The sequence below is a fragment of the Pseudomonas shirazica genome (genome assembly GCF_015168335.1).
GTDB lineage: Bacteria > Pseudomonadota > Gammaproteobacteria > Pseudomonadales > Pseudomonadaceae > Aquipseudomonas > Aquipseudomonas asiatica.
Genome location: NZ_CP063456.1, coordinates 307,393 through 328,749, shown reverse-complemented (window position 1 = coordinate 328,749; position 21,357 = coordinate 307,393). Strand labels below are relative to the sequence as shown.

The window sequence follows — 21,357 nt, the reverse complement described above, 5'->3', positions numbered from 1 at the left end:
GCCGCAGAGCGGCCCCAAAATCTCGAAACCAACCTCAGCTGATGATGGTTCCCGGCACCCCTCCCGCCAAGCCACCCTGCTGCAACCACTGCAAGGCCACCGGCCACAAACTTTCGCGAAAGCGGTCATGGAAGAACGCGAAATGGCCAATTTCATCGACCGAGATATCCACAGGCGCAATACGCAGGTGCTGGCGCTCGGCGCCCTGCAGATAACCCAGCAAACGCTCGGTCGCCGCCACGGTACCAAAGGGATCATCGGTCAGGCTGATGGCCAGCGTCGCCGCCCGCACCTGGGCGAACGGTAGTGCCTCCAGTGCACGCCCGCTGGGTCGGTGCTCATAGCGCGGGGTACGGGTGGTCCAATCGTGCACCACGCCGGATGGCGTATCCTCCAGCCAACCCAGACGCTTGCCGGGAAAATAACCGAACACACGGGTGAGCAGCGGCATTACCACATGCCACTTGCAGAACAGCTGCCAACGCTGGTCAGCCGCATAATCGCGCCAGTAGGCGAATTGCGCGCCAACCATCACCACCCGGCGTACCTTGTGCGCCGACGGTGCCAGCCCCACTGCGCAGCCGCCAAAACTGTGCCCCACCACATCCACCGGCTGGCCGGGGAAATGTTCTGCTGCATTCACCAGCATGGCTTCGAAATCCAGCCGGCCCCAGTCGCTCCAGGATGCCTGAAAGCCACGCAGCGAGGCCGGACGGGATTCGCCGATGCCACGGTAGTCGTATGTCAGCACATCGCACCCCTGGGCGAACAGGTAGTCGGCGAAACGCGAGTAGTAGTGGCAGCGTACCGAAGTGGCAGCGTTGATGATCACCAGCGGGCGCTGGGGGTCAGGTCGGGCGTGGCGCCAGCGGAAACCGCCGAGGCTGTAGCCGTCGGCTGCGGTGTGGCGAAAGGCAGTGGCGGGTTGGGTGAGGCTGCTCATGGCACATTCCCTGTTGTTGTGCGCCAAAGCTAGCAAAGATTTTATAGCCTGTACCGGCCTCTTCGCGGGTAAACCCGCTCCTACAGGTACTCCATAGCCCTCAAGTTAAAAGGGATCCCTGTGGGAGCGGGTTTACCCGCGAAAGGGCCGGTACAGGCCGGCAGCGATTACAGCTCGATGCAGTCGAACTTCACATCGGTAGCCACGTCTTCGTCGTAGTTGACGTCAGCGCGCTCGAAGCCGAACAGGTTGAGGAACTGCTTCTTGTAACCGGCATAGTCGGTCAGCTCGAACAGGTTCTCGGTGGTCACCTGTGGCCACAGCGCCTTGCAAGCGTCCTGCACGTCATCACGCAGTTCCCAGTCGTCCAGGCGCAGGCGGCCCTTCTCGTCGACCTCGGCCGGCGCGCCGTCGGCACGGTACATGCGGTCGCGGTACATGCGGTCCAGCTGGTCCTGGGTGCCTTCGTGAACACCCTTCTCCTGCATGATCTTGAACACCATCGACAGGTACAGCGGCATCACCGGGATTGCCGAGCTGGCCTGGGTAACCACCGACTTCAGCACCGCCACGTTGGCGCCGCCCTTGACTTCACCGGCCAGCTTCTTGTCCAGGCGCAGGGCGGTTTCGTCCAGGTCCTGCTTGGCCTGGCCCAGCGCACCGTGCCAGTAGATCGGCCAGGTGATGTCGCTGCCGATGTAGCTGAAGGCCACGGTGCGGGCGCCTTCGGCCAGCACGTTGGCGCCAGCCAGGGCGTCGATCCACAACTGCCAGTCCTGGCCACCCATGACGGTGACGGTATCGGCGATTTCCTGCTCGGTAGCCGGCTCGATGCTGGCCTCGATGATGGTGTCCTTGTTGGTGTCGATGGCGGTCGACTTGTACGGCTGGCCGATCGGCTTCAGGGCCGAACGCACCAGTTCACCGGTCTGCGGCAGCTTGCGCACTGGCGAGGCCAGCGAGTAGATGACCAGGTCGACCTTGCCGCCCATTTCGTTCTTGATCAGTTCGATGACCTTGGCACGAGCTTCGTCGGAGAAGGCGTCACCATTGATCGATTTGCTGTACAGGCCCTCGGCCTTGGCGAACTTGTCGAAGGCTGCAGCGTTGTACCAGCCAGCGGTGCCGGCCTTGGTCTCGGTGCCTGGTTTTTCGAAGAACACGCCCAAGGTGTCGGCCTTGAAGCCGAACGCCGCGGTGATGCGAGCTGCCAGGCCGTAGCCGCTGGAAGCACCGATGACCAGAACCTTCTTCGGGCCATCCTCGCGCACGCCCAGCTTGCGGGTGGCTTCGATCTGGTCACGGACGTTGAGCTCGCAGCCCTTCGGGTGAGTCGTGGTGCAGATGAAACCGCGGACCTTAGGATGAATGATGGCCAATGTCTGTACCTCGTCAGGTTTATGCCGGGGGAAGCGCCGCCATGGGCGATTCCGGTTGATCAGAGGGTGAGACTACCCCCGCAGGTTATCCGACACATATTACGGGGTGATCAAAGGGATTCAAAACCAAGGTTTGCCTGTGCCGGCCTCCTCGCGGGTAAACCTGCCCACAGAGACCGCGCAGATCTTGAGGGCTGCGCAGTAGCTGTGGGAGCAGGTTCAGCCGGGAAGTGGCTGCCAACGTCAATCGCGGTGCCGACGGCGCCCCGTGATCATCGACCACGGCAGGTTTTCCCGCATGCGCACGCTCTCGTAGATTGCCGCCAGCACATGCACGCAAACCAGCACCAGCAGCGCGTTGGCCAGCCAGCTGTGCAGGTCCATCGGCCAGTCGACACCAAACAGTGCGTCCACCTCCTGCGACGCCCACCCGGTAAGGCCCAGGCCGGCGATACAAGTCAGCATCAGCACCATCACCAGGGCGCCAATCGGCGAATGCCCCATATGATGGTCAAGCCCCCCATGCAGCAGCGCACGGGCATGTCCGACCAGGCTTGCCGGGGATGGCCAGAAATCGGCCCAGCGCGCGCTGCGTGGCCCGACAAAGCCCCAGACCACACGCACCACCACAACGGCTAGTGCGTAGTAGCCCAGCCACTGGTGCCAGCCTTCACCCTCTTCGTTGAAGAAGTAGTTGGCGAAGAACACCACGGCGATCGACCAGTGGCACAGCCGCAGCAGGGGGTCCCACAGCTGTACCGTGCCGTCGCTGTTCAATCGTGGTACTCGGTCTTGACTGCCTTGCCCGTCACTGGGTCATGGTAGATCTCGACCTTCTTGCCATCCTTGTCGAAACCGTAGATCTCGTAGCAGTTACCCTTGGTGACCTTGAACTTGTTGATCTTGTAGCCCTGCTCCTTGAGCTGCGCCTGGAATTTTTCCTGATCCTGCCAGGTGCTTTTGTCAGCGGTGGTGCATTCGGTGGCGGCGAATGCGGCGCTGCTGCCGATCAGGAGGGTCATGGCGATCAATGTACGCATGGGCATGTGCTCCCATCCAGATGAGTGTAATAGCGCATCCCTGAGCATAGTTCCGCAGGTCGCTTCGCGCTCATTCATTTGCTTTACACATCAATCGCAAAGAAAAACAAACTTAACAAATGAGCCAAAGCCACCGATGCTTGAGGCATTACGCCCATCGCACGGAGAACAACAACATGAACGACGTGGTCATCGTCGCCGCAACCCGTACCGCCATCGGCAGCTTCCAGGGCGCCTTGGCCACTGTGCCTGCAGTAGACCTCGGTGCCGCCGTGATCAAGCGCCTGCTGGAACAGACCGGGTTGGCCCCGGCGCAGGTCGATGAAGTCATCCTCGGCCAGGTGCTTACCGCCGGCGCCGGGCAGAACCCGGCACGCCAGGCCGCGATCAAGGCCGGCCTGCCCTTCAGCGTGCCGGCAATGACCCTGAACAAGGTCTGCGGCTCGGGCCTGAAGGCACTGCACCTAGCCGCTCAGGCCATTCGCTGCGGTGATGCCGAGGTGGTAATCGCCGGTGGCCAGGAGAACATGAGCCTTGCCCCTTATGTGATGCCGGCGGCCCGCACCGGCCAGCGCATGGGCCATGGCCAGCTGATCGACAGCATGATCAGCGACGGCCTGTGGGATGCCTTCAACGACTACCACATGGGTATCACCGCCGAAAACCTGGTGGACCAGTACGGCCTCAGCCGTGAGCAGCAGGATGCCTTCGCCGCCGAGTCGCAGCGCAAGGCGGTGGCGGCGATGGAAGCCGGCCGCTTCGATGATGAAATCACCCCGATCGTGCTGCCGCAGAAGAAGGGAGAACCCAAGGTGTTCGCGCGGGACGAACAGCCACGCCCGGATACCACCGCTGAATCCCTGGGCAAACTTCGCCCGGCGTTCAAGAAGGACGGCAGCGTCACCGCTGGCAACGCCTCGAGCCTGAATGACGGTGCCGCCGCCGTACTGCTGATGAGCGCCGCCAAGGCAAAGGCCCTGGGCCTGCCGGTGCTGGCCAGGATCGCGGCTTACGCCAGTGCCGGTGTAGATCCGGCGATCATGGGCATCGGCCCGGTGTCGGCCACCCAGCGCTGCCTGGACAAGGCCGGCTGGCAACTGGCCGAGCTGGACCTGATCGAAGCCAATGAAGCCTTTGCCGCGCAGGCGCTGGCCGTGGGCAAGGCGCTGGAATGGGATGCCACGCGGGTCAACGTGAATGGCGGGGCGATTGCCCTTGGCCACCCGATTGGTGCGTCCGGGTGCCGGGTGCTGGTGACCCTGCTGCACGAGATGATCAAGCGGGACGCCAGGAAAGGCCTGGCAACCCTGTGCATTGGTGGCGGGCAAGGCGTGGCCTTGGCAATCGAGCGGTGATCTCGGACTGACTCAAGCAGGCTCGGCCTCTTCGCGGGCTTGCCCGCTCCCACAGGGACCCCACTGAGCTGAATCCAGTGATATCCCTGTTGGAGCGGGCAAGCCCGCGAAGAGGCCGGTACAGGCAACAAGAAAATCAGGCAGTGGCACGCAGCTCGCGGGCAGCTACGACCATGTTCACCAGCGCTGCCTCGGTCTCCGGCCAGCCGCGGGTCTTCAGCCCGCAATCCGGGTTGACCCACAGGCGCTCGGCCGGGATACGCTGGGCAGCCTTGTGCAGCAGCTTGACCATTTCCTCACGGGTCGGCACCCGTGGCGAGTGAATGTCATACACACCCGGGCCGATCTCGTTGGGGTAGGCGAACCGTTCGAAAGCCGCCAGCAGCTCCATGTCGGACCGCGAGGTCTCGATGGTGATGACGTCGGCATCCATCGCCGCGATCGACTCAATCACGTCGTTGAACTCGCTGTAGCACATGTGGGTGTGAATCTGGGTTTCGTCACGCACCCCCGAAGCACACAGGCGGAAGGCCTCGGTGGCCCACTCCAGATAATGGGCCCAGGCGCCGTGGCGTAGCGGCAAGCCTTCACGGAACGCCGCTTCGTCGATCTGCACGATCCTGATACCCGCCGCTTCCAGGTCGACCACTTCGTCGCGGATCGCCAGCGCCAACTGGCGCGCCTGCACTTCGCGGCTCACGTCCTCACGCGGGAACGACCACATCAGCATGGTCACCGGGCCGGTCAGCATGCCCTTCATCACCTTGCTGGTCAGGCCCTGGGCATAAGTGATCCACTCCACGGTCATGGCCTTCGGCCGGCTCAGGTCGCCAACGATCACCGCAGGCTTCACACATCGCGAACCATAGCTCTGCACCCAACCAAAACGGGTGAATACATAGCCATCGATCTGCTCGGCGAAGTACTCGACCATGTCGTTGCGCTCGGCCTCGCCGTGCACCAGCACATCCAGGCCCAGGTCCTCCTGGATTTTCACCGCATGGCGGATCTCGCTGTGCATGGCCTCGACGTAATCGGCCTCGGTCAGCTTGCCCTGCCTGTAGGCCTGGCGTGCCAGACGAATCGCCGAGGTCTGCGGGAACGAACCGATGGTGGTGGTCGGGAACGCCGGCAGGTCGAGCCCCGCACGTTGCTTGACGATACGTTGGGCAAAGGCTGATTTTCGCTGGCTGTCAGCGGGCTTGATGGTTGCCAGGCGGGCCTGCACGCCAGGCTTGTGAATACGCGGCGAAGCGGCGCGGCTGGCCTGCACGGCCTGGCTCTGGGCCAATGCGGCGGCCACGTCGGCGGCGTGCGGGGCATTGATGGCCTTGGCCAGCAGCGCCACTTCATGGCACTTCTGCACGGCGAAGGCCAGCCAGCTGTGCAGTTCGGCATCGAGCTGGTCTTCACGGTTCAGGTCCACCGGGCTGTGCAGCAGCGAGCAGGACGGCGCCACCCACAGCCGCTCACCCAGGCGCTCATGGGCATGGCGCAGTACCTCCAGCGCCTTTTCCAGGTCGCAGCGCCAGACGTTGCGGCCGTTGACCAGGCCCAGCGACAGCACCTTGTAGGCCGGCAGGCGGTCGAGGATGGTCGGGTACTGCTCGGGCGCCCGCACCAGGTCGATGTGCAGGCCATCGACTGGAAGGTTGGCGGCCAGGCCCAGGTTGTCTTCCAGGCCGCCGAAGTAGGTGGCGATCAGCTTCTTCAGTGGCGCCCGCTGAAGGATGTTGTAGACGCGCTCGTAGGCATTCTTCCAGTCCTGAGGCAGGTCCAGGGCCAGGATCGGCTCATCGATCTGCACCCACTCCACGCCCTGGGCAGCCAGGCGGTTGAGGATCTGGTCATACAGCGGCAGCAGGCGGTCGAGCAGCTCCAGCTTGTCGAAATTGCCACCTTTGGCCTTGCCCAGCCACAGGTAGGTCAGCGGGCCGATTACCACCGGTTTGACCGCATGGCCCAGGGCCTGGGCTTCAGCCACTTCTTCGAACAGTTGCTCCCAGCTCAGGGCAAACTGTTGGTCGGCAGTGAATTCGGGGACCAGGTAGTGGTAGTTGGTGTCGAACCACTTGGTCATTTCCTGGGCGTGCGCGCCGCCGCAGCAATTGTCACCCACGGCGCCACGGGCCATGGCGAACAGGGTCTGGAGAGTGGGCCTGGCAGCGTCGTGGCTGCGGAAGCGCTGCGGGATCACGCCGAAGGTCAGCGAGTGGGTGAGCACCTGGTCGTACCAGGCGAAGTCGCCAACCGGCAGCAGTTCGATGCCAGCGTCTTTCTGCACCTGCCAGTGGCGGGCACGCAGCTCGCGGCCGACGGCGCGCAGGCCGGCTTCGTCGAGTTCGCCCTTCCAGAAGGCTTCCTGGGCCTTTTTCAGCTCGCGGTCGCGGCCGATACGTGGAAAGCCCAGGTTGTGTGCCAGTGCCATGTCTTGTCCCTCAGCATGCATAAATGAATGAGGGGATTTTCCGGGCACTTTCATCTTGAGACAAACTCATTAAATTTGATATGAACTCAAGATTTATTCATGTTCGTGAATTTGTACTGCCTGTACGGGCCCTTTCGCGGCTAAAGCCGCTCCTACAGGTACCGCGCCACCCTGCGGGAGCGGCTTTAGCCGCGAAAGGGCCGGCACAGGCAAGCCCGGATGTCTCATTCAGAGCACCAGCCTGCGCATCCGGACATGACCGCACCCGCCTACTGCCGCACAATGCCAGCCTGACCAAATCAGGTACCCGGCCCCATGAGCCTGCTGAAAACCGCGCTGCGCGAAAAAACCTTCGTCTGCGTCATGGAGTTCGTCCCCAAGCCCTCCACAGAGCGCTTCGCCGCCATGGACGCGATCCTGGCCCGTGCGCACCTGTGCGGCTGGCCGATGACCGTGGCAATCGGCGACCGCGTCGGCAGCCCGCTGGACATGTCGCCACTGGACGCCCTCGCCTCGTTCAGCAACCCGGTACCCGCCCTGCCGCACTTCTCCGGCAAGGACCGCGAACGCCACCACCTGCTCGCCCAACTGCAACGCATGGATGCCGCAGGCCTCGACCAACTGTTGCTGCTTACCGGCGACCGCCTGCCCGGCCACCAGCCTGGCCAACGCCCGGTGCGCTACCTGGAATCGGTCGCAGCCCTGCAGATCGCCCGCCAGGCCTGCCCACACTGGCTGCTTGGCGCGGCGCTCAACCCGTTCAAGTACTGCGAGGACGAAGGCGGTGCCCAATACTTCAAGGCCGAGAAAAAACTGGCGGCGGGCGCCGACTTCCTCACCCTGCAACTGGGCTTCGATGCCGGCAAACACCAGGAAGCCATGCATTGGATGAACCGCCAGGCCGCGCCCAGGCCGATGCTGGCCTGCCTGATGAGCCTCACTCACGGGCGCGCGACGATGCTCGAACACGTGGCCGGCGTGACCGTCACGCCGTCCATGCGCGACATGCTGGAAGCGGAAGCGGCGCAGTCCAAGGCCTTTGCCCAGGCGCGCAGCGTCGACCGCCTGGCCTTGCAGATCATCGGCGTGAAGCTGATGGGCTACGCCGGCGTGCATCTGTCGGGGGTTCACGAACTCAAGCAACTGCTGGCCCTGGAGGCACGCATCGAGCACTGGCAGGCGCAAATCCACACACTGGAACAATGGGCGCCGGCCTGGCAGGCCAGCTGGCAGATGCCCGGCCTGCCGGCAGTCAGCTTCCATCCGCCGCAGGCAAGCTGGCGCCAGGGCGAGTCACGGGTCGATGCCTCGTTCAAGGAGAAAGCGCGCTATCACCTGATGCACGGCATGCATTCGCTGCTGTTCAGCCGCCGCAATAGCCTGAGCAAGGCATTTGGCTGGGCCGTGCGCCAACCGATGTGGGCTACACGCCTTGGCGCACAGGTGCTGCACAAGGTGGAACACGCGGTTAAGCACCCGCTGGTAGGCTGCGAAACCTGTGGCCGCTGCCGCCTGGAAGACACCCTGTACATCTGCCCGGAAACCTGCCCCAAGGGCCTGGCCAACGGCCCCTGCGGCGGCACCGCGCTGAACCGCTGCGAGTTCGGCGACCGCGAATGCATCCACAGCGTCAAGTACCGCACCGCCAAGGCGGTGCGGCAGACGGCGCTGCTGACCGAGCGCCTGATCCCGTGCATCGAGCTCGAGACACGCCACCGCAGCTCATGGCCGCAGTGGTTCCAGGCCCAGACGCCGCGTCAGCTCAGCCCGCAGCCAGCGCCTCGAACCCAGCCCGAATCGTAGCCTCGGGCAATTCGTCAGCGATGAACACCATCACGCTCTCGCGAGTTTCACCCTCGGCCCACTCGGCGTCCCAGTCAAAGCCATAGAGCTTGAGCACACCCTGGAACACCAGCTTGCGCGCTTCACCGGCAATGTTCAGCACGCCCTTGTAGCGCAGCAGCTGCTTGCCGTGGGTTTCCAGCAGTTCGTTCATGAAGTCGCTGAGGCGGTCGATGTCCAGCGCGCTTTCCGTGCGCAGCACCAAGGTGGAGATCCGGTCCGGGGTAGCGGGCTTGAGCAACGGGCGTAGCGCTGGCTTCAGGTTCGCGCCCAGATCGGGGTTGAGGTTGAAACCACGCACATCCAGCAGCTCGGCCAGGTCGATGCGACCATGCTCGACCACGCGGATCGCCGCCCGGCCATTGATGCGGGCCAGGCGCTCGCGCAGGGCCTCCACCGCAGCGGGCTCGACCAGGTCGGTCTTGCTCAGCAGCAGGCGATCGGCAAAGCCGACCTGGGCCTGGGCGATGGTCTGGGTCAGGTGCAGCTCGGCGTGGGCGGCATCGACCAGGGTGATGATGCCATCGAGGATGTAGCGCTCACGCAGTTCCTCGTCGATGAAGAAGGTTTGGGCCACCGGCGCCGGGTCGGCCAGGCCGGTGCATTCGATTACCAGGCGGTCGAAGGCGATCTCGCCGGCATCCAGGCGTTCGAGCAGCAGGTACAAGGCGCGGGTCAGGTCGCCGTGGATGCTGCAGCACACGCAGCCATTGGCCAGGGTCATCACCTGCACCGGCTCGTCGCCCAGCAGCTGGCTGTCGATGCCGGCCTCGCTGAATTCGTTTTCGATCACGGCGATCTTCAGGCCGTGCTCGGCCTTGAGCATGTGCTTGAGCAAGGTGGTCTTGCCGGCACCGAGGAAGCCAGTGAGTACGGTTACGGGGATAGGCGTCTGCACGCAGAACATCTCCTGTGCAGTGAAATGGACGGGGAGAGCGCGATCCATGTAGGAGCGGCCTTGTGTCGCGATCGGGCCGCAACGCGGCCCCGGATTTTCAGCTTCGCAGCCAAAATTGCCGGGGCCGCGTTGCGGCCCGATCGCGACACAAGGCCGCTCCTACATAGCACCGCGCTAGCCTGGACTTAGCAGCACTTGGGCCCGGACTTGCCGCCGTAACGCGCTTCCTGGCGTTCGCGGAAGAACTCCTCGTACGTCATGACCGGCTTGTCCGGGTGCTTGGTCTGCATGTGCTCGACGTAGTTGTCGTAGTCGGGCATGCCGACCATCAGGCGGGCTGCCTGCCCCAGGTATTTACCCAGTCGACCCAGGTCGTTGAACATCGCAGCAGTCCTCTCAAGCGTCAGGCAGGGCCTGGAACGGGGTTTCCTTGTCGGTGCGCTCTTTGCGGCCGAGGGCGGCGAAGCCGACCTTTACAGCGAAGAACAGCACGCTGAACACCACCACCAGGAACAGCACGGTCAGGCCGGCATTGGTGTAGGCGTTGAAGATCACGTGCTGCATCTGCCCGATGTCCTTGGCCGGGGCCAGTACCTGGCCGGCGTCCAGCGCGGCGCTGTACTTCTTGGCCAGGGCCAGGAAGCCCACTGCCGGGTTCGGATCGAACAGCTTGATCAGGCCGGCAGTGGTGGTGCAGATCAGCAGCCACACGGCCGGCAGCAGGGTGACCCAGACGTAGCGCTGACGCTTCATCTTGATCAGCACCACGGTGCCGAGCATCAGGGCGATACCCGCCAGCATCTGGTTGGAAATGCCGAACAGCGGCCACAGGGTATTGATGCCACCCAGCGGGTCGATCACGCCCTGGTACAGCAGGTAGCCCCACAGGGCCACGCAGCCGGCAGTACCGATCAGGTTGGCAGTCCACGATTCGGTGCGCTTGAGCGCCGGCACGAAGCTGCCCAGCAGGTCCTGCAGCATGAAGCGCCCGGCACGGGTGCCGGCGTCCACTGCGGTGAGGATGAACAGCGCCTCGAACAGGATCGCGAAGTGGTACCAGAAGGCCATGGTGTTTTCACCCGGCAGCACCTGGTGCAGGATCTGCGCGATACCCACAGCCAGGGTCGGCGCACCACCGGCACGAGCCAGCACGGTGTGCTCGCCAATGTCGCGGGCAGTGGCCTCGAGTTGCTCAGGGGTGATCAGGAAGCCCCAGCTGCTGACCGTCTGCGCCACCGACGCCACATCGGCACCGACCAACGCGGCCGGGCTGTTCATGGCGAAGTACACGCCTGGTTCGATCACCGAGGCGGCGACCATGGCCATGATGGCAACGAACGATTCCATCAGCATGCCGCCGTAGCCGATGTAGCGAGCGTTGGTTTCGTTGTCCAGCAGCTTCGGCGTGGTCCCCGAGGAGATCAGCGCGTGGAAGCCGGACACCGCACCACAGGCGATGGTGATGAACAGGAACGGGAACAGGGTGCCCTTCCACACCGGGCCAGTGCCGTCGGTGAACTGGGTCAGCGCCGGCATCTTCAGCTCGGGCGCGATGATCAGGATACCGATGGCCAGGCCGACGATGGTGCCGATCTTGAGGAAGGTCGAAAGGTAGTCACGTGGCGCAAGTACCAGCCATACAGGCAGTACCGCGGCGACGAAACCGTAGCCCACCAGCATCCAGGTGATCTGCACACCGGTAAAGGTAAACGCCGGGCCCCAGGTCGGGTCTGCGGCAATCTGGCCCCCCAGCCAGATCGAAGCCAGCAGCAGCACCACGCCGATGACCGATATCTCACCGATATGGCCCGGACGGATGTAGCGCATGTAGATGCCCATGAACATCGCGATCGGGATGGTCGCCATCACCGTGAACATGCCCCAAGGGCTTTCGGCCAGGGCCTTGACCACGATCAATGCCAGCACCGCAAGGATGATGATCATGATCAGGAAGCAACCGAACAGCGCGATGGTGCCTGGAATGCGGCCCATCTCCTCGCGCACCATGTCGCCCAGCGAGCGGCCGTTGCGGCGGGTGGACAGGAACAGGACCATGAAGTCCTGCACCGCACCGGCCAGCACCACGCCGGCGATCAGCCACAGCGTACCGGGCAGGTAGCCCATCTGCGCGGCGAGTACCGGGCCGACCAAGGGGCCTGCGCCAGCGATGGCGGCGAAATGGTGACCGAAGAGGATGTGTTTGTTGGTCGGAACGTAGTCCAGGCCGTCGTTGTTGAGCACCGCCGGGGTGGCACGGCGAGGGTCGAGCTGCATCACCTTGGTGGCGATGAACAGGCTGTAGTAACGATAGGCGACCAGGTAGATGGCCACTGCCGCGACCACGATCCACAAGGCATTGATCGCCTCGCCGCGACGCAGGGCAACCACACCCAGCGCACAGGCTCCTATGACTGCCAGCGCCAGCCACGGAATGTGGCGTAGCAGGCTATTATTGTTGTTCATGGTTTGCTTCCAGCTGGTGGATTGGAAAAGACCGCCCATCGAGTCTAGGGCGAGTCATCGCGCATTGCCACACTTGCTTTGGTCTAGAGCCTCTGCGGCCAGATTGCGGTACCTGATGTACATACCACTCTAACTATAGTCAGGATGTCACCTGAAGACCTATGCGAGGATCTAACCCATGAGCGACCACGACGAACGCCGCCGTTTCCAGCGCATCGATTTCGACGCCCCCACCGAGCTGCGCCAGGGCCTGCGACGCTGGCCTGCGAAGCTGCTGGACCTTTCCCTCAAGGGTTTGCTGATCGAACGACCGGCCAACTGGGATGTCGACCTGACCCAGGACTTCGATGCCATCATTCACCTGGGCCCCGATGCACGCGTGCAGATGCAGGTTGAACTACGCCATGAGGAACCAGACCGCCTGGGTTTCATCTGCTTGTACATCGACCTCGATTCGATGAGCCATCTGCACCGTCTTGTGGAATTGAACGTGGCCGACAGCACCGAAATGATGCGTGAGCTGCGCGAACTGATCGAATAATGAAATCTCTTAGCTAGCTAATCGCTTCCCCACCTTTTGTTTCCTGTCTACCCAGACAGCTTTAAGCCTGGGTAGCAGCGCTTTGTACACACCCCTCTAGTACAGCCTCTGACAAGTTGGTACGCCTTCTGCATTGAGCTCTCGCACACCTTGCGGGCGCTCTTGTGCGCGCTCCGATCAAAATATTGTATACAATTCTTGTGGCAATCATTTGTAGGAAGTGTCTACAGTAGCACCACAACAATAAACAGAGAGCCTGCTCCATGACTACGTCCCCTAGCACGTCTCCCGCCAAGCGCCCCGAGGATGAAAACCTCGGCCTTGGTGCCAACCTGGCCTATGGTCTGCAGCATGTGCTGACCATGTACGGGGGGATCGTCGCGGTACCCCTGATCCTGGGGCAGGCCGCGGGCCTGAACGGTGCCGAAATCGGCATGCTGATCGCCGCTTCGCTGTTTGCCGGTGGCCTGGCCACCCTGCTGCAAACCCTCGGTCTGCCGTTCTTCGGCTGCCAGTTGCCGCTGGTGCAGGGCGTTTCGTTCGCCGGCGTGGCAACCATGGGTGCAATCCTCAGCAGCGAGGGCGGCGGTGGTCTGCCGGGCGTGCTCGGTGCGGTCATGGCAGCATCGCTGATCGGCTTTCTGATCACCCCGGTGTTCTCGCGCATCACCAAGTTCTTCCCGCCGCTGGTGACCGGCATCGTCATCACCACCATCGGCCTGACCCTGATGCCCGTGGCCGCTCGCTGGGTGATGGGTGGCAACAGCGCCTCGCCGGAATTCGGCAGCGTGGCCAACATCGGCCTGGCGGCCCTGACCTTCGCCATCGTGCTGCTGCTGAGCAAGCTGGGCAGCGCGGCGATTTCACGCCTGTCGATCCTGCTGGCCATGGTGGTCGGCACCCTGATCGCCTGGGCGCTGGGCATGGCCGACTTCAGCAAGGTCACAGAGGGCCCGATGTTCGCCTTCCCCACGCCGTTCCATTTCGGCATGCCGGAATTCCACATCGCCGCGATCCTGTCGATGTGCATCGTGATCATGGTGACCTTGGTGGAAACCTCGGCCGACATCCTCGCCGTGGGTGAGATCATCGACACCAAGGTCGACTCCAAACGCCTGGGCAATGGCCTGCGCGCCGACATGGCATCGAGCATCCTGGCGCCAATCTTCGGCTCGTTCACCCAGAGCGCGTTCGCCCAGAACGTCGGCCTGGTAGCCGTGACCGGGGTCAAGAGCCGCTACGTGGTGGCCACCGGTGGCTTGATCCTGGTGGTGCTCGGCCTGCTGCCGATCATGGGCCGGGTGATTGCCGCAGTCCCTACTCCGGTACTGGGTGGCGCGGGCATCGTGCTGTTCGGCACCGTGGCAGCCAGCGGTATCCGCACCTTGTCCAAGGTCAGCTACAAGAACAACGTCAACCTGATCATCGTCGCTGCCTCGCTGGGCTTCGGCATGATCCCGATTGCCGCACCGACCTTCTACCACCACTTCCCGAACTGGTTCGAGACCATCTTCCACTCGGGCATCAGCTCGGCGGCGATCATGGCCATCCTGCTGAACCTGATCTTCAACCACTTCACCGCCGGCAACTCGGACCAGCAGTCGGTGTTTGCCGCCGCGTACGAGCGCACCATCCAGTACTCGGACATTTCAGCGCTGCGTGATGGCGACTACTTCAAGGATGGCAAGCTGTTCGATGCCGAGGGTAATGAGGTGCCGATGCTGGAACTGGACGAGCATGGCAATGAAACGGTCAGGCGCAGTGCGGTTGCCGAGCATTGACCGCTGACTGAGCGGTGAGGTGGGGGGCCGATGCGCATCGTCGGCCCCTTTTTCATTTACCTGTACCGGCCTCTTCGCGGGCGCGCCCGCTCCCACAGGGACTGCACAAGTTTCGGAGACTGAGGTGATCCTGTGGGAGCGGGCGTGCCCGCGAAGAGGCCGGTACAGGCGACAAACTATTCGAACAACGCATCCAGAGCCTGCTCCAGCCGGGTAACGGCAATCACCTGCAACCCGGCCGGAGCCTCTTTCGGGGCATTGCCCTTGGGCACGATGGCCCGCTTGAAACCATGCTTGGCGGCCTCCTTCAAACGCTCCTGACCACTGGGCACCGGCCGTACCTCGCCAGACAGGCCGATCTCGCCAAACACCAGCAGGCCATGGGCCAGGGGCCGGTTGCGCAGGCTGGACATCACCGCCGCCAGCAACGCCAGGTCAGAAGCGGTTTCCAGCACCTTCACCCCACCCACCACGTTGAGGAACACGTCCTGGTCATGGGTGGGAATACCGCCGTGGCGGTGCAGCACCGCCAGCAACATTGCCAGGCGATTCTGGTCAAGGCCCAAGGTCACCCGGCGCGGGTTGGCCAGGTGGCTGTCGTCGACCAGCGCCTGCACCTCCACCAGCATCGGCCGGGTGCCCTCCCAGGTCGCCATCACCACGCTGCCCGGTACTTCCTCCTGGGTGCGGTTGAGGAAGATCGCCGAGGGGTTGGACACCTCCTTCAGGCCCCGGTCGGTCATGCCGAACACACCCAGCTCGTTGACCGCGCCAAAGCGGTTCTTGACTGCCCGCAGCAGGCGCAGGCGGCCATCGGACTCGCCCTCGAAATACAGCACGGTGTCGACCATGTGCTCGAGTACCCGCGGGCCGGCCAGCGAACCTTCCTTGGTCACATGGCCGACCAGGAAGATCGCCGTGCCGCTCTGCTTGGCGTAGCGCACCAGCAACGCCGTGCTTTCGCGCACCTGGGCCACGCCGCCGGGTGCCGATTGCAGCTGCTCGGTGAAAATGGTCTGGATCGAGTCGATCACCATGACCCGCGGTTTCTCGACGCGGGCCGTGGCGATGATGGTCTCGATGCAGGTTTCGGTCATCACCTTGAGCTGGTCCTGGGGCAGGCCCAGGCGCCGGGAGCGCATGGCCACCTGCTGCTGCGACTCCTCGCCGGTCACATACAGCGCCGGCATGCCCACGGCAATGTTGCACAAGGTCTGCAGCAGGATGGTCGATTTGCCGATGCCGGGGTCACCACCGATCAACACCACCGAGCCATCCACCAGGCCACCGCCCAGCACGCGGTCCAGTTCGGTGCTGCTGGTGGTGAAGCGCGGGATCTCCTCGACGCTGACTTCGGCCAGGGTCTTGATCTGCGCCTGCTGCCCGGTCCAGCCGGCACGGCCGCTACTGGGCGCAGCGGCACCGCCGCTTTCGATCATGGTCTCGACCAGGGTGTTCCAGGCCCCGCATTCGCCACACTGGCCGGCCCATTTGGGGAAGGTCGCACCGCACTCGGTGCAGCCATACAAGCGCTTGGCCTTGGCCATGGCTGGGGTCTCCTGGAAAAAACCGCCATGATAGCCGAGCTGGACGTGCCTCGAACGCCTCGGGATGCGACAAAACTATTCGTTCTAACAGCGGTCTGTGGCCCTGAACACAACGCATGAAGCGTTTGAGTGGCTTACACTGCGTAAACCTTACCTTTTGTTACAAGGAACCAAACATGGGCATGATCAGTGAATTCAAGGCCTTCGCGGTCAAAGGCAATGTCGTCGACATGGCGGTTGGTATCATCATCGGCGCGGCCTTCGGCAAGATCGTCTCGTCTTTCGTCGGTGACGTGGTCATGCCGCCATTGGGCCTGTTGATCGGTGGCGTGGACTTCAGCGACCTGGCAATTACCCTGAAGGCTGCCGAAGGTGACGTTCCGGCGGTGATGCTGGCGTATGGCAAGTTCATCCAGACCGTGATCGACTTCCTGATCGTGGCCTTTGCCATCTTCATGGGGGTGAAGGCGATCAACCAGCTCAAGCGTGAAGAGGCCGTGGCGCCGACTGCACCGCCTGTGCCAACTGCAGAAGAGACCTTGCTGACCGAGATTCGCGACCTTCTCAAGGCGCAGAACCAGAACCGCTTGCCTTGAGATTGCCGGGGGCTGCCTTGCAGCCCTATCGCGACACAAGGCCGCTCCTACAAGGTTTTTGCATCTCCCAGGAATCGCGGTTCCTGTAGGAGCGGCCTTGTGTCGCGATGGGCCGCAAAGCGGCCCCAACGGCCTTACCAGTAGTTTTCCACAGCCACCTGCCCCGGCCGCTTGCTCAGGCTCAATTGCAGGTCGCGCGCCTTCAGTACCTTGCGCGTCTCATCAATCATCTCCGGGTTGCCACACAGCATCACCCGCGAATGTTCCGGCGACAGTTCCAGCCCCGCCGCCTTCTCCAGCTCGCCATTCTCGATCAGCGTGGTAATCCGCTGGTTCAACGCCCCTGGGTGCTGTTCACGGGTCACCACCGGAATGAACTGCAACTTGCCGGCGAATTCGGACAGGTAATCGCGCTGCTCCAGCCCGGCAATCTCGTCCACATAGGCCAGCTCTTTCGCTTCGCGCACCGAGTACACAAGCTTGATGTTTTCGAAACGCTCCCAGGCCTCGAAGTCCTGCAGGATCGACATGAACGGCGCAATACCAGTACCGGTCGCCAGCAACCACAGGTCACGGCCACCAGCGAAGCGGTCGAGGGTAAGGAAGCCGAAGGCCTGGCGGTCGATCAGCAGGGTATCGCCTGCCCCCAGCCGGCTCAGTTCGCTGGTGAACTCGCCGCCTGGCACCACGATGGAGAAAAAATCGAGGTGCTCGTCATGGGGCGCGCTGACCATGGAATAGGCGCGCCACACCACACTGCCATCGGCCTTGGTCACACCCAGGCGGGCAAACTGGCCGGAACGGAAGCGGAACCCCGCATCGCGCGTAACCCGCAGGCTGAAGAGGTTCGGCGTGAGTGGCTGAACATCGAGCAGGGTCTGGCGGGTGAACTTTTCGGCGCTAGCGGTCATATCGGGCTCCAGGTTTGGCGTGCGCACAGTGTCGCGCAAAGTGACGCGGATAAAAACCACTGCTTTGTAGGGCCTCGTCTGCGGCGATCCTGCCGAAGTCGCATCGGATCCTGACCGCTATAACAAAAAAATCTCAGCACATTGGTAGGTCCTTTCCTACAATCATGCGGGCACCCAAACGGACTGGACCTGAGGCTCAAGGAGTATTTCAGATGCGCCACTGGAGACCCGAGTATCTTCGTGCGTTCGACGCCGAACGCTGCCCACAGAAGTTGTTCGGCATGGCCGTACATATGGTGCAGGATCTGGGCATGGAGTACTTGGGGTTGAACATTCGCATCCAGATCGCTACGCAAACACCCCACCTGTTCCTGTACAGCAACTACCCCCAAGAATGGATCGAGCGCTACCAGCGCGATGACCTGCACAAGCAGGACCCGGCTGCCGATTTGAGCCACAAATCCACCATGCCTGTGCTATGGACCGATGACCTGTATCGCGGGGCTCCGCTATTTCGTGAAGCTGCCTGCCAGAGCGGTTTGCGCCATGGCTGGACGCAGTCATTGCACGACCAGCAGCACAACGAAAGCCAGATAAGCGTGGCCAGGTCCACCAGGCCCATCAGTATTGTCGAACTCTACAGAAAAGCCGGCAATGTGCAGTGGTTGAGTCACAAACTGCATGAGGTGATCAGCGCACATCACCTCACTGCACTATGCCCGCCGCAGCCGAAACTGAGCGAGCGGGAGCTGGAAGTGCTGAAATGGTCGGCCGCCGGCAAGACCGCCGCCGAGTGCGCCTGCATCCTGTCACTGTCGCAAAGCACGGTGAACTTCCATATCCGCAGTGTCATCACCAAGACCAACGCCGCCAACAAGGCCGGCGCCATCGCCATCGCCGTCATGCGTGGCTGGATCTGACCTTCAAACCTGCGACCTTGGGCAAAGCCCTGTAGAATCGCCCGGCAAAGCCCGGGGCGAACCGCAACGGGCAGTTTCGTACCCGAGCCAGACGCCATGCCCCTGTTGACCACCCCCTACGCCGAACTCGACCTGATCCGCCAGCCGGAACAGGCCAACGACCCGCTGCAGGCTTTCGATGCCGCCGACGAGTACCTGCTTGCGCAGCTGCACGAACAGGCCCCAGGGGCCGACTGCCGGGTGCTGGTGCTCAATGACAGCTTCGGTGCCCTGGCCTCCAGCCTGGCAGGCAAGCTGCAGGTGGTCAGCAGTGGCGATTCGCACCTGGCGCACCTGGCACTGGAAAAGAACCTGGCACGCAATGGCCTGCCGTTCGACAGCGTGCCGTTCGTGCCGGCCAGCGAACATTGGCAAGGCCCGTTCGACCGGGTACTGGTGCGCGTGCCCAAGACCCTGGCCCTGCTCGAAGAACAGCTGATCCGCCTGCAGGGCCACCTGGCACCCGGTGCGCAGGTGATTGCCGGGGCGATGATAAAGCACCTGCCACGGGCGGCCGGAGACCTGATGGAGAAGTACATCGGCCCGGTGCAAGCCTCGCTGGCGCAGAAAAAGGCCCGCTTGCTGACCGCGACGGTGGCCGAACGGCCGGTCGCCCGCTCGCCCTACCCTAGCCGCTACCGCCTCGACGCGCCGGCGCTGGAGCTGCTCAACCACGCCAACGTGTTCTGCCGGGAGGGGCTCGATATCGGCACGCGGGCGTTCCTGCCGCACCTGCCCCGCGAATTGGGCCGCGCGCGGGTGGCGGACCTGGGCTGCGGCAACGGCGTGCTGGCGATAGCCAGCGCCCTGGCCAACCCGGATGCCCAGTACACCCTGGTCGACGAGTCGTACATGGCGGTGCAATCGGCGCGGGAGAACTGGCAGGCCGCGCTGGGCGAGCGCCCGGCGGTGTTCGAGGCAGCCGATGGGTTGGCGGGGGTAGAGAAGCAGTCGCTGGACGTGGTGCTGTGCAACCCGCCGTTCCACCAGCAGCAGGTGGTGGGCGATTTCCTCGCCTGGCGCATGTTCCAGCAGGCGCGTGAGGCGTTGGTGGTGGGCGGGGCGCTGTATATCGTGGGTAACCGGCACCTGGGCTATCACAGCAAGCTGGCGCGGTTGTTCCGGGGGGTGGAACAGGTGGCGGCAACGCCCAAGTTCGTTATCCTGAAAGCCCGCAAGTAAGCCTGTACCGGCCCTATCACCGGCAAGCCAGCTCTCATAGAACAACACATGACTCATTGGTTCGGCGAGGTTCTGTAGGAGCAGCCTTGTGCTGCGAAGAGGCCGGTACTGACAAAGCCTGTCTGTTGCTTGTACCGGCCTCTTCGCAGCACAAGGCTGCTCCTACAAAGGCCGCGTCAGACGAGCGATATTTGTTCTCTGCGCGACAGCACAGCCCAAAAGGGCTGGGTAATCTCCCACAGGTACTGCACTGCATTCAAGGACAGTGACTTACCTGTGGGAGCTGGCTTGCCGGCGATAGGGCCAGAGCAGGCTTACCTCAATGGGTGGTCAGCCCCGCAGCCCCCATGAACAGGCGCATCACGTAGGCCGCCACGCCCAGGGCCGCCACGCTCATCGCCCAGATCAGCAGCAGCCAGCCCAACCGCTGCCACAGGGGTTTCTTCTCCTCCAAGCCAGGCTTGCCGGTCATCATGCAGCCCTCCTAGTGATAGCCGTCTTCATGGGTCACCTTGCCGCGGAACACGTAGTAGCTCCAGAAGGTATACATGAGGATGAACGGCAGGATGAACAGTGTGCCCACCAGCATGAAGCCCTGGCTCTGCGGTGGCGCCGCGGCATCCCAGATCGAGATCGACGGCGGGATGATGTTCGGCCACAGACTGATGCCCAGGCCGCTGTAGCCGAGGAAGATCAGCACCAACGTCAGCAGGAACGGCGTGTAGTGCGCATTGCGCGCCACCGCCTTGAGCAACCCGTAGAAGGTTACCAGCACCAGGATCGGCACTGGCATGAACCAGACCAGATTAGGCATGCTGAACCAGCGCTCAGCGATCTGCGGGTAGGCGATCGGTGTCCACAGGCTGACAATGCCGATCACCACCAGCAGCACCAGCGCCAGCGGCCGGGCAATGTCGTGCATCTTCTGCTGCAGCGCCCCTTCGGTCTTCATGATCAGCCAAGTGCAGCCCAGCAGGGTGTAGGCAACGATCAGCCCCAGGCCACAGAACAGGCTGAACGGGGTCAGCCAGTCAAGGGTGCCACCGGCGAAATGCCGGTCGACCACCTTGAAACCTTCGAGGAACGCACCCAGCGCCACGCCCTGGAAGAAGGTGGCGATCAACGAGCCCCAGATGAACGCCTTGTCCCAGATGTGGCGCTTGTCGGCCTTGGCCTTGAAGCGGAACTCGAAGGCCACGCCGCGGAAGATCAGACCGATCAGCATCAGGATCAATGGCAGGTACAGGGCCTCCAGCACTACCGAGTAAGCCATCGGGAACGCCCCGAACAGCCCGGCACCGCCCAGCACCAGCCAGGTCTCGTTACCATCCCAAACGGGGGCGACGGTGTTCATCATCACATCACGGTCATGCTCGCCCTTGACGAACGGGAAGAGCATGCCGATCCCCAGGTCGAAACCATCCATCACCACGTACATCATGACGCCGAAGATAATGATCACGGCCCAGATCAGCGGAAGGTCGATACCCAT

19 protein-coding genes are annotated in these 21,357 nt (G+C 63.1%); 7 read left to right on the top strand and 12 right to left on the bottom strand.

Translation table 11 applies throughout. The features are described from left to right. Positions 1-34: 34 nt before the first annotated feature. From IMX18_RS01490 to IMX18_RS01475, 4 genes are all read right to left on the bottom strand, one after another. On the bottom strand, positions 35-943 hold the full coding sequence (locus tag IMX18_RS01490) for an alpha/beta hydrolase family protein (protein WP_015271786.1): 909 nt from the start codon (positions 941-943) through the stop codon (positions 35-37). A 167-nt stretch (positions 944-1,110) separates the two neighbouring features. Next, positions 1,111-2,322, bottom strand: coding sequence for an enoyl-ACP reductase FabV (gene fabV, locus IMX18_RS01485; protein WP_015271787.1), 1,212 nt, complete (start codon positions 2,320-2,322; stop codon positions 1,111-1,113). A gap of 243 nt (positions 2,323-2,565) precedes the next feature. Then, a complete protein-coding gene (locus IMX18_RS01480) occupies positions 2,566-3,099 on the bottom strand; it encodes a cytochrome b/b6 domain-containing protein (RefSeq protein ID WP_015271788.1) in 534 nt (177 codons plus the stop codon). Next, positions 3,096-3,362, bottom strand: a complete 267-nt coding sequence (locus tag IMX18_RS01475) for a PepSY domain-containing protein (RefSeq protein ID WP_003260712.1) — start codon at positions 3,360-3,362, stop codon at positions 3,096-3,098. The genes IMX18_RS01480 and IMX18_RS01475 overlap by 4 nt, the downstream gene beginning before the upstream one ends. 176 nt (positions 3,363-3,538) lie before the next feature. On the opposite strand from IMX18_RS01475, the gene IMX18_RS01470 reads away from it, so the two are divergent. Beyond that, complete coding sequence (locus IMX18_RS01470; protein ID WP_054572760.1) at positions 3,539-4,717, top strand: acetyl-CoA C-acetyltransferase; 1,179 nt, start codon at positions 3,539-3,541, stop codon at positions 4,715-4,717. A gap of 136 nt (positions 4,718-4,853) precedes the next feature. On the opposite strand, the gene metE is transcribed toward IMX18_RS01470, so the two are convergent. Continuing rightward, positions 4,854-7,145, bottom strand: a complete 2,292-nt coding sequence (metE, locus tag IMX18_RS01465; protein WP_217190096.1) for a 5-methyltetrahydropteroyltriglutamate--homocysteine S-methyltransferase — start codon at positions 7,143-7,145, stop codon at positions 4,854-4,856. Between the two features lie 315 nt (positions 7,146-7,460). Here metE and IMX18_RS01460 point away from each other — a divergent pair, with 315 nt between their 5' ends. Then, positions 7,461-8,948 (top strand): methylenetetrahydrofolate reductase C-terminal domain-containing protein, encoded by a 1,488-nt coding sequence (locus IMX18_RS01460; RefSeq protein ID WP_015271792.1) that lies wholly within the window; start codon positions 7,461-7,463, stop codon positions 8,946-8,948. On the opposite strand, the gene yjiA is transcribed toward IMX18_RS01460, so the two are convergent. The 3 genes from yjiA to IMX18_RS01445 form a co-directional block, all read right to left on the bottom strand. Further along, positions 8,908-9,885, bottom strand: a complete 978-nt coding sequence (gene yjiA / locus IMX18_RS01455; RefSeq protein WP_015271793.1) for a GTPase — start codon at positions 9,883-9,885, stop codon at positions 8,908-8,910. The two genes, IMX18_RS01460 and yjiA, sit on opposite strands and share 41 nt — an antisense overlap. A gap of 185 nt (positions 9,886-10,070) precedes the next feature. Continuing rightward, positions 10,071-10,268 carry a YbdD/YjiX family protein gene (locus tag IMX18_RS01450; RefSeq protein WP_013974210.1) on the bottom strand — a complete coding sequence of 66 codons (198 nt, stop codon included), beginning with the start codon at positions 10,266-10,268 and terminating at the stop codon, positions 10,071-10,073. A 13-nt stretch (positions 10,269-10,281) separates the two neighbouring features. Further along, positions 10,282-12,348, bottom strand: a complete 2,067-nt coding sequence (locus tag IMX18_RS01445; protein ID WP_217190097.1) for a carbon starvation CstA family protein — start codon at positions 12,346-12,348, stop codon at positions 10,282-10,284. Between the two features lie 178 nt (positions 12,349-12,526). Here IMX18_RS01445 and IMX18_RS01440 point away from each other — a divergent pair, with 178 nt between their 5' ends. Next, entirely contained in the window at positions 12,527-12,889 is a 363-nt protein-coding gene (locus IMX18_RS01440; RefSeq protein WP_013974212.1) for a PilZ domain-containing protein, read from the top strand. A gap of 263 nt (positions 12,890-13,152) precedes the next feature. Next, positions 13,153-14,670, top strand: a complete 1,518-nt coding sequence (locus IMX18_RS01435; RefSeq protein WP_013974213.1) for a nucleobase:cation symporter-2 family protein — start codon at positions 13,153-13,155, stop codon at positions 14,668-14,670. 176 nt (positions 14,671-14,846) lie between these two features. On the opposite strand, the gene radA is transcribed toward IMX18_RS01435, so the two are convergent. Beyond that, positions 14,847-16,217: a DNA repair protein RadA gene (gene radA / locus IMX18_RS01430; RefSeq protein ID WP_003251626.1), complete on the bottom strand. Its 1,371-nt coding sequence runs from the start codon at positions 16,215-16,217 to the stop codon at positions 14,847-14,849. A gap of 176 nt (positions 16,218-16,393) precedes the next feature. Here radA and mscL point away from each other — a divergent pair, with 176 nt between their 5' ends. Continuing rightward, positions 16,394-16,813, top strand: coding sequence for a large-conductance mechanosensitive channel protein MscL (gene mscL / locus IMX18_RS01425; protein ID WP_015271796.1), 420 nt, complete (start codon positions 16,394-16,396; stop codon positions 16,811-16,813). A gap of 134 nt (positions 16,814-16,947) precedes the next feature. Here mscL and IMX18_RS01420 read toward each other — a convergent pair whose 3' ends face one another. Beyond that, entirely contained in the window at positions 16,948-17,724 is a 777-nt protein-coding gene (locus IMX18_RS01420; RefSeq protein ID WP_217190098.1) for a ferredoxin--NADP reductase, read from the bottom strand. Between the two features lie 212 nt (positions 17,725-17,936). On the opposite strand from IMX18_RS01420, the gene IMX18_RS01415 reads away from it, so the two are divergent. Both IMX18_RS01415 and IMX18_RS01410 read left to right on the top strand, forming a co-directional pair. Further along, the gene (locus tag IMX18_RS01415) at positions 17,937-18,644 is read left to right on the top strand and encodes an autoinducer binding domain-containing protein (protein ID WP_054572788.1); all 708 of its coding nucleotides are present in this window, start codon (positions 17,937-17,939) and stop codon (positions 18,642-18,644) included. A gap of 96 nt (positions 18,645-18,740) precedes the next feature. Beyond that, positions 18,741-19,865, top strand: coding sequence for a methyltransferase (locus IMX18_RS01410; RefSeq protein ID WP_217190099.1), 1,125 nt, complete (start codon positions 18,741-18,743; stop codon positions 19,863-19,865). A gap of 319 nt (positions 19,866-20,184) precedes the next feature. On the opposite strand, the gene IMX18_RS01405 is transcribed toward IMX18_RS01410, so the two are convergent. Continuing rightward, entirely contained in the window at positions 20,185-20,340 is a 156-nt protein-coding gene (locus IMX18_RS01405) for a DUF2474 domain-containing protein (RefSeq protein WP_013974218.1), read from the bottom strand. A gap of 9 nt (positions 20,341-20,349) precedes the next feature. After that, entirely contained in the window at positions 20,350-21,357 is a 1,008-nt protein-coding gene (cydB, locus tag IMX18_RS01400; protein WP_015271800.1) for a cytochrome d ubiquinol oxidase subunit II, read from the bottom strand.

Coding starts and splice junctions, on each gene's coding strand:
- IMX18_RS01420 (WP_217190098.1), bottom strand. CDS start 17,724: ATGACCGCTAGCGCCGAAAAGTTCACCCGCCAGACCCTGCTCGATGTT.
- IMX18_RS01450 (WP_013974210.1), bottom strand. CDS start 10,268: ATGTTCAACGACCTGGGTCGACTGGGTAAATACCTGGGGCAGGCAGCC.
- IMX18_RS01470 (WP_054572760.1), top strand. CDS start 3,539: ATGAACGACGTGGTCATCGTCGCCGCAACCCGTACCGCCATCGGCAGC.
- IMX18_RS01475 (WP_003260712.1), bottom strand. CDS start 3,362: ATGCGTACATTGATCGCCATGACCCTCCTGATCGGCAGCAGCGCCGCA.
- IMX18_RS01435 (WP_013974213.1), top strand. CDS start 13,153: ATGACTACGTCCCCTAGCACGTCTCCCGCCAAGCGCCCCGAGGATGAA.
- IMX18_RS01410 (WP_217190099.1), top strand. CDS start 18,741: ATGCCCCTGTTGACCACCCCCTACGCCGAACTCGACCTGATCCGCCAG.
- IMX18_RS01460 (WP_015271792.1), top strand. CDS start 7,461: ATGAGCCTGCTGAAAACCGCGCTGCGCGAAAAAACCTTCGTCTGCGTC.
- IMX18_RS01445 (WP_217190097.1), bottom strand. CDS start 12,348: ATGAACAACAATAATAGCCTGCTACGCCACATTCCGTGGCTGGCGCTG.
- radA (WP_003251626.1), bottom strand. CDS start 16,217: ATGGCCAAGGCCAAGCGCTTGTATGGCTGCACCGAGTGCGGTGCGACC.
- IMX18_RS01415 (WP_054572788.1), top strand. CDS start 17,937: ATGCGCCACTGGAGACCCGAGTATCTTCGTGCGTTCGACGCCGAACGC.
- IMX18_RS01440 (WP_013974212.1), top strand. CDS start 12,527: ATGAGCGACCACGACGAACGCCGCCGTTTCCAGCGCATCGATTTCGAC.
- cydB (WP_015271800.1), bottom strand. CDS start 21,357: ATGGGTATCGACCTTCCGCTGATCTGGGCCGTGATCATTATCTTCGGC.
- IMX18_RS01405 (WP_013974218.1), bottom strand. CDS start 20,340: ATGATGACCGGCAAGCCTGGCTTGGAGGAGAAGAAACCCCTGTGGCAG.
- metE (WP_217190096.1), bottom strand. CDS start 7,145: ATGGCACTGGCACACAACCTGGGCTTTCCACGTATCGGCCGCGACCGC.
- mscL (WP_015271796.1), top strand. CDS start 16,394: ATGGGCATGATCAGTGAATTCAAGGCCTTCGCGGTCAAAGGCAATGTC.
- IMX18_RS01490 (WP_015271786.1), bottom strand. CDS start 943: ATGAGCAGCCTCACCCAACCCGCCACTGCCTTTCGCCACACCGCAGCC.